This window comes from Microbacterium testaceum (genome assembly GCF_001476655.1).
Lineage (GTDB): Bacteria > Actinomycetota > Actinomycetes > Actinomycetales > Microbacteriaceae > Microbacterium > Microbacterium testaceum_C.
Genome location: NZ_LDRT01000178.1, coordinates 1 through 4949 on the forward strand (window position 1 = coordinate 1; position 4949 = coordinate 4949).

The 4949-nt window shown below is 70.0% G+C and carries 4 protein-coding genes; 1 reads left to right on the plus strand and 3 read right to left on the minus strand.

Features of this window, described 5'->3' with window-relative positions; translation table 11 throughout:
• The first annotated feature begins 124 nt into the window (after window positions 1-124).
• Entirely contained in the window at window positions 125-991 is an 867-nt protein-coding gene (locus NS220_RS17885; protein WP_058625341.1) for an A/G-specific adenine glycosylase, read from the plus strand.
• A 155-nt stretch (window positions 992-1146) separates the two neighbouring features.
• Here the strand turns inward: NS220_RS17885 and NS220_RS17890 are convergent, their stop codons facing one another.
• The 3 genes from NS220_RS17890 to infB all read right to left on the minus strand — a co-directional run.
• Window positions 1147-2130 carry a CPBP family intramembrane glutamic endopeptidase gene (locus tag NS220_RS17890; protein ID WP_058625342.1) on the minus strand — a complete coding sequence of 328 codons (984 nt, stop codon included), beginning with the start codon at window positions 2128-2130 and terminating at the stop codon, window positions 1147-1149.
• A 125-nt stretch (window positions 2131-2255) separates the two neighbouring features.
• On the minus strand, window positions 2256-2744 hold the full coding sequence (gene rbfA, locus NS220_RS17895; RefSeq protein WP_058625343.1) for a 30S ribosome-binding factor RbfA: 489 nt from the start codon (window positions 2742-2744) through the stop codon (window positions 2256-2258).
• Between the two features lie 78 nt (window positions 2745-2822).
• The coding region (infB, locus tag NS220_RS17900; RefSeq protein ID WP_058625344.1) for a translation initiation factor IF-2 at window positions 2823-4949 on the minus strand (2127 nt) is incomplete at its 5' end.

The following is a 4949-nucleotide window of genomic DNA, read 5'->3' on the forward strand; positions in this document are numbered from 1 at the left end:
CCGCGTCGCACCCCGCGTCGAGAAACGCCGATTCGTGTGAGACACCCCGCCGCACCGCATGTCTCGCGACGATGAGCGTTTCTCGGCGCACTCCGGTCGCCCTGCGGCCTCCTAGGCTGGAGGGATGCCAGGACTCGCCGCCCCGCTCATCGCGTGGTACCGCGACGCGGCCCGCGACCTCCCCTGGCGTCGAGACGGCTTCGGCGCCTGGGGGACGCTCGTCAGCGAGTTCATGCTGCAGCAGACCCCGGTGGCCCGCGTGATCCCGCACCTGGAGGCGTGGCTCGCGCGCTGGCCCACGCCCACCGACCTGGCCTCCTCACCGCCCGCCGACGCCGTGACGCAGTGGGCGAACCTCGGTTACCCCCGTCGCGCCCTGTGGCTGCACCGCGCGGCGGTCGAGATCCGCGACCGACACGACGGGGTCGTGCCGCGCGACATCGATGCTCTCCTGGCCCTGACCGGCATCGGCGATTACACCGCGCGTGCCGTCGCGGTCTTCGCGTACGGGGATCGGCATCCGGTCGTCGACACGAACACCCGCCGTGTCCTCGCCCGCGCCGTCGAGGGGAGTGCGCAACCGGGTCCCCCTCACCGCCGCGACCTCGAACGGATGGATGCCGAGCTGCCCGACGACGTCGCCGCGTCGGCGATCGTGAACGCCGCGGCGATGGAACTCGGCGCGATCGTCTGCACGGCCCGAGCGCCGAAGTGCGACATCTGCCCGCTGGCCGCGCAGTGCGCGTGGCGGGCGGCCGGCTACCCCGAGTCCGAGGATCGCCGCCGACGGCAGGCAAAGTACGAGGGCAGCGACCGGCAGGCGCGCGGTGCCGTCCTCAAGGCCCTGCGCGAGACCGCGCCCGCTCCCGTACCGATGTTCGCGGTCCTGCCGGACTGGCCGGATGCCCGTCAACGCGATCGCGCGATCGACTCCCTGGTGGCCGACGGCCTGGTCGAGATCGAGGACGACCTGCTCCATCTCCCCCGCTGACCGCTTCCCGCTCCGCGGCGGCGACTCCCCCCGCCGCCGTCTCGCGGCGGTACCGTCCTGCGGACTCCGCCGCCGTCACGCCGCGTTCGCGGCCGTGTGCGCGGCGCGTCGACCCGAATCCGCACGACGGCGCACCCGTCGCCGCCCGGGGGGACTCAGGCTGACGTCGGCGCGGCCTCCGCACGCGGCTGTCGAGGATCGGGACCCAGTTCGGCGGCCAGGCGCGCGGGACGGAACTGCCCGAGCAGAACCAGAACGGCGATGACGACCGCGAAGACGCCCCACATGACCGCTCCGAGGGGTGAGATGACCATCAACGGGGGCGTGGGCGCCCCGGCAGCGACGAACAGCGCGACCATTCCCGCCGAGGCGTTGAACGCTCCGTGGGCGAACACCGCGGGCCATACCGACGCGGTGCGCAGGCGCGTCCACCCGAGCAGGATGCCGAAGAGCACGCACCCGACGATCATCAGCACCACCCCCAGAGCGTTCGGCTCGGCGAAGTTGTAGCCGAGCAGGATCAGCGGCGCGTGCCAGAGCCCCCAGAAGGCCCCCGAGACGAGAAGGGCGGGCCAGGTTCCGAGCGGCCGGAGGGCCGGCAGCAGCCAGCCGCGCCAGCCGAGTTCCTCGCCGAAGGCCAGGGGCGCGTTGAACAGCGCCCCCAGCGGAATGCTCGCAAGCTGCACGACCACCAGCATCCCCATCGGCGGAAGGGGCGTTCCCGCCGGTACGGCGTTCTGCAACGTCTGGGCGAAGCCCGAGAAACCTACGAGGTCGAGGGTCAGGATGCCGGTGACCGACATCACGAACAGACCCGACGCCACCAGCACGGGAGCCGCGAAGATGACGGCGACGCACGTCCAGATCGTCCGCGCCGCGGGACGCAGCGGCCACATCCCGAGCTCGCGGAGGACGACGCGTGCTCCTCTCCGTCCGCGGGTACGACGCTGGACGAGAAGAGCCGCCACGGTGGCCAGGGCGGGAGTGAACATCATCCCCGCGGCGACCAGACCGAAGAAGGGGTCGTCGAGCCCGCGTCCGCCCAGCCAAAGGGGAAGGGCGATCAGCCAGGACAAAGCCAACGACGTCAGCGCGAAAACGGCGACGGCCGGCCAATCAGGTCGAGTCTGTACGTGCATACGTCGAACCTAGAACGGGGGCCGGACGGACACCTCCCCCGCGAGAGGGAGGTTCGCATCGGTCGGACGGCGACGGCCGGATGCCACCCCGAGGGAGGTGGCATCCGGCCGTCGTCTCAGCGGGTTCAGGCCCGGTCGTCGTGCTCTTCCCCGCCCTGCTCCGGCTCGTCGTCCTCGTCTTCGTCGAGGTCGTCGTGCTCGCGCGGCTTCACGTACGGATCGGCTTCACCGGCGTAGCTGGCGGAGGCGGCCAGGCCCGCGACCGACTCGTCGCGCTCGCGCGCCTCGCGCAGCAGCGCGGAGATGTGATCGGCGTTCTCGGGAATCGCATCGAGGATGAACTCGAGCGTCGGGGTGAGCCGCGTGTTGAGGTTCTTTCCCACCTCGCTGCGCAGCATGCCGGTCGCCGACTTCAGCGCCGCCGCGGTGTCGTTGCGGTGCGCCTCGTCGCCCATGACGGTGTAGAACACCGAGGCGTGCTGGAGGTCACCGGTGACGCGCACGTCGGTGATGGTGACGAATCCGAGCCGCGGGTCGCGCAGCCCCTTCTCGAGCCGCTCGGCGAGCACCACACGGATGCGGTCCGCCACTCGAGCCTGTCGCTCTCCTGCCACGTCCTTCTCCTTCATCTTCCCTGCTGAAAGCCCGAGCGGGAGCCGCGCCCGAAGACGCGGCTCCCGCCCGATGCATGATCAGCCTCGCGGCTTCTCGACCATTTCGGTGGTCTCGATCTCGTCACCGATCTGGATGTCGTTGAACTTGCCGAGGCCGATACCGGCTTCGAAGTCCGTACGCACCTCGGTGACGTCGTCCTTGAACCGACGCAGCGACTCGATCTGCAGGCCGTCGGCCAGCACGACACCGTCGCGGATGACGCGAGCCTTGGCGTTTCGCGTGATCGTTCCCGATCGCACGATGACACCGGCGATGTTGCCGAACTTCGAGGAGCGGAACACCTCGCGGATCTCGGCGACACCCGACTGCACCTCTTCGAACTCCGGCTTGAGCAGGCCCTTGAGCGACTGCTCGACGTCGTCGATCGCGTTGTAGATGACCGAGTAGAACCGCACGTCGACACCCTCGCGGGCGGCACGCTCGCGGGCCTTCGTGTCGGGGCGGACGTTGAAGCCGATCACGATCGCGTTGTCGATCGTGGCCAGGTTGATGTCCGACTCGGTGATCGCACCCACACCGCGGTGGATGATGCGCAGCTGGACGCTGTCGTCGACCTCGATCTTGAGCAGCGACTCCTCGAGCGCCTCGACGGCACCCGACACGTCGCCCTTGATGATGAGGTTGAGCGACTCGACCTTGCCCTCTTCGAGAGCGCGGGTGAAGTCCTCGAGCGAGATGCGCTTGCGGGCCTTGGCCAGCTGGGCGTTGCGCTCGGCTGCTTCGCGCTTCTCGGCGATCTGACGGGCGGTGCGGTCTTCCTCGGTGACGATGAAGACGTCGCCGGCGCGCGGGACCGAGTTGAGACCCTGCACCTGCACGGGACGCGACGGGTAGGCCTCTTCGACCGCTTCGCCGTTCTCGTCCATCATCGCGCGGACGCGGCCGTAGGCCGTGCCGGCGACGATCGCGTCACCGACGCGCAGCGTTCCGGACTGGATCAGCACCGTGGCGACCGAACCGCGACCCTTGTCGAGCTTCGCTTCGATCGCGACACCGCGGGCCGCCTTGTTCGGGTTGGCCGTGAGGTCGAGACCGGCGTCGGCGGTGAGCAGCACCGCATCCAGGAGGGCCTGGATGTTGAGGTTCTGTCGGGCCGAGACGTCGACGAACATGACGTCGCCGCCGTACTCCTCGGCGACCAGACCGTACTCGGTGAGCTGCTGGCGCACCTTGGCGGGGTTGGCGTCGGGCTTGTCGACCTTGTTCACCGCGACCACGATCGGCACGTTCGCCGCCTGAGCGTGGTTCAGCGCCTCGACCGTCTGGGGCATGATGCCGTCGTCGGCCGCGACCACGAGGATCGCGATGTCGGTCACCTGGGCACCACGGGCACGCATGGCGGTGAACGCCTCGTGACCCGGGGTGTCGATGAAGGTGATCGCGCGCTCGATGCCCTCGTGCTCGGTCCAGATCTGGTACGCACCGATGTGCTGCGTGATGCCGCCGGCCTCGCCCGCGACCACATTGGTCTGGCGGATGGCGTCGAGCAGTCGCGTCTTACCGTGGTCGACGTGGCCCATGACGGTGACCACGGGAGGACGGATCTCGAGATCGTCCTCGCTCTCGGCCTCGAGCTCGGCATCGAGGTCGAGACCGAAGCCCTCGAGGAGCTCCTTGTCTTCGTCCTCGGGCGAGACCATCTGGATCTTGTAGCCGAGCTCGGCACCGAGCACCTCGAAGGTGGCCTCGTCGAGCGACTCGGTCGCGGTGGCCATCTCACCCAGGTTGAACAGGATGGTCACGAGCGTGCCGGGCTGCACGGTGTAGCCGCGCAGGGCCTCGAGCTTGTCCGCGAAGTCGGCGATGGAGGCACCGCGACGCAGGCGGATGATCTCGCCGTTACCCTTCGAGACGTTGACGCCGCCGACGACCGGCGCCGACCGCATCTCGAATTCCTGCCGCTTCGCCCGACGCGACTTACGCTGCTTGGACTTGCCGCCGCCCTTACCGAAGGCACCCGCGGTACCGCCGCCGGGGCCACGGCCACGGCCACCGCCGCCACCGGGACGACCGGCGAAACCACCGGCCGGGGCACCGCCACCGGGGCGCTGGAAGCCGCCACCGGCACCGCCGGGACGACCGGGGCCGCCGGGACGCTGCTGGAACGGAGCGCCGGGACGACCGCCGCCACCGGGACGACCGGC